Genomic DNA, 1,658 nt, shown 5'->3' on the forward strand with positions numbered 1-1,658 from the left:
CGCTTGGGGGGCGGGCCCGGGTCGGGATGCAGCAGGATGTACTGCCAGCCCAGGTAGATGCGGTCCGCCTGGAGCTGGGCATGCTCGGGATACACGTCCGCCACGTGACCCTCCGGCCGCCGATATGTCATTAGGAGTTGGGGTCAGCCCTTTCCGTTCCGTGCCAGCGTATGAGTTACAAGCCCCGTAGTGGCAGGGTTTCTCGGCAATTCGACCACTCCGATGGGAGCATTGCGGCAGATGAGACAAGCGAGACCTATTACCATCCTTATCCATGACGGAACCCTCCGGCGGCAGCAGTGAGAGGCCCAGACGCCCCGTAGTGGTGCCCGCAATCGCGCTGACCGCCTTCACGGCCGTCGGCATCACCGCCCTGCTCGGCGGGCTGCGCGAAGCCCCCGAGGAGCCGGAGGCACTGGGCCAGGGCGCGGTGATCGACCAGGGCCAGTTCACCACCAAGGTCGTCGAGTCCCGCGTGACGGTGGAGCGTGCCCAGAGCCGGTTCCAGGAGGACAAGCGCTTCGTCGATGTGATCTTCGACGTCAGGAACAACGGCGACGAGACCGCCTCGGTCGGCAGCCCGCCGCAGAAGCTCGAAACCGCCTTCACGCTCGCCTCCTTCGCCGGCTCACTGATCAAGATCGATCCTGCCTTTCCCGAGGATGCGGGCCCCAACACCTTCGCTCAAGGCAAGGGAGGCACGACCCGGCAGCTCCACCCCGGGGTCACCAGCCAGGTCGTCCTGCGCTACCGGCTCAAGGACACCGACCCGCCGCCGAAGCAGATCACCCTCGACGTGGCCTCCTTCGAGTGGGAACCCGACTTCAACAACGTCACCCCCCGCTGGAAGATGGTCGCCACCGAAGCAGGCGACAAGTGGCTCCCCGAGATCAAGGCCAGGGTGACCTTGCCGGTCAAGGAAGGTGACGGAGCGTGACCGCCACACAACAAAGATCATCCGCTGCGCCCGCGCGCCGCGGCCGGCGAGGTGGGCGCCGCCCCGCGAACACCTCACGGCTGCTCAACGCCGTCGCCGGGCTTGTGCTGGCAGGGGCCGCCGTCCTGCTGCAGACCGTCTCGCTCGACGAGGGGGAGCAGAACCTGCCCCTCACCTACGTGGGCGCCAAGGGCGAGGACGTCGACGCCAAGCGCTTCACCGCACGGCTCGACTCGTACGTCACCGCCAAGTCCATCAAGAGCCTCACCGGCAAGACCATCGGCACCGACCACCTCTTCCTCGTCGTCAGCGCCTCGGCCAAGTCCAGCCTCAAGCCGTACAAACTGGGCCAGCCGGTGCTGATGACCGAGGACGGCAAGAAGTTCAGCGCCACAGACCGCGTCGACAGCACCGAGACCCTGTCGAACGTCTGGGTGCAGCCGGACATCTGGGTCAGCGGCCGGTACTTCTTCGAGGTCCCCGCCTCGGCGCTGCCGGGAGCGCGGGTCGTGTTCGGGCTTCCCACGGCCTTCATCGTGGAGACGTACCAGCCGGAGGTGGAGGTCGACCTCGGCCTCGACGAAGCGGGCGCGCGCCGGCTCGCCGCCTCAGCGCAGGACGTCTACTCGCTGGACAAGAAGTGAGCGCAGGATGAGTACGAACGACGAGCGCGACTGGTTCGCGCCCCGGAACGACCGGCGCCGCGAAGACGACCCGCCGC

2 protein-coding genes are annotated in these 1,658 nt (G+C 67.3%); both read left to right on the forward strand.

The window, feature by feature from the left end:
* Window positions 1-274 precede the first annotated feature (274 nt).
* The gene (locus E1295_RS48035) at window positions 275-937 is read left to right on the forward strand and encodes a DUF4352 domain-containing protein (RefSeq protein ID WP_132642065.1); all 663 of its coding nucleotides are present in this window, start codon (window positions 275-277) and stop codon (window positions 935-937) included.
* Window positions 934-1,581 carry a hypothetical protein gene (locus E1295_RS48040; RefSeq protein ID WP_132642067.1) on the forward strand — a complete coding sequence of 216 codons (648 nt, stop codon included), beginning with the start codon at window positions 934-936 and terminating at the stop codon, window positions 1,579-1,581. The genes E1295_RS48035 and E1295_RS48040 overlap by 4 nt, the downstream gene beginning before the upstream one ends.
* The last annotated feature ends 77 nt before the right edge of the window (window positions 1,582-1,658 follow it).

It is taken from the genome of Nonomuraea mesophila, assembly GCF_004352805.1.
Lineage (GTDB): Bacteria > Actinomycetota > Actinomycetes > Streptosporangiales > Streptosporangiaceae > Nonomuraea > Nonomuraea longispora.

What these genes read in the sequence shown, in the direction of transcription:
- E1295_RS48035 (WP_132642065.1), top strand. Translation starts at nt 275, where the DNA reads ATGACGGAACCCTCCGGCGGCAGCAGTGAGAGGCCCAGACGCCCCGTA.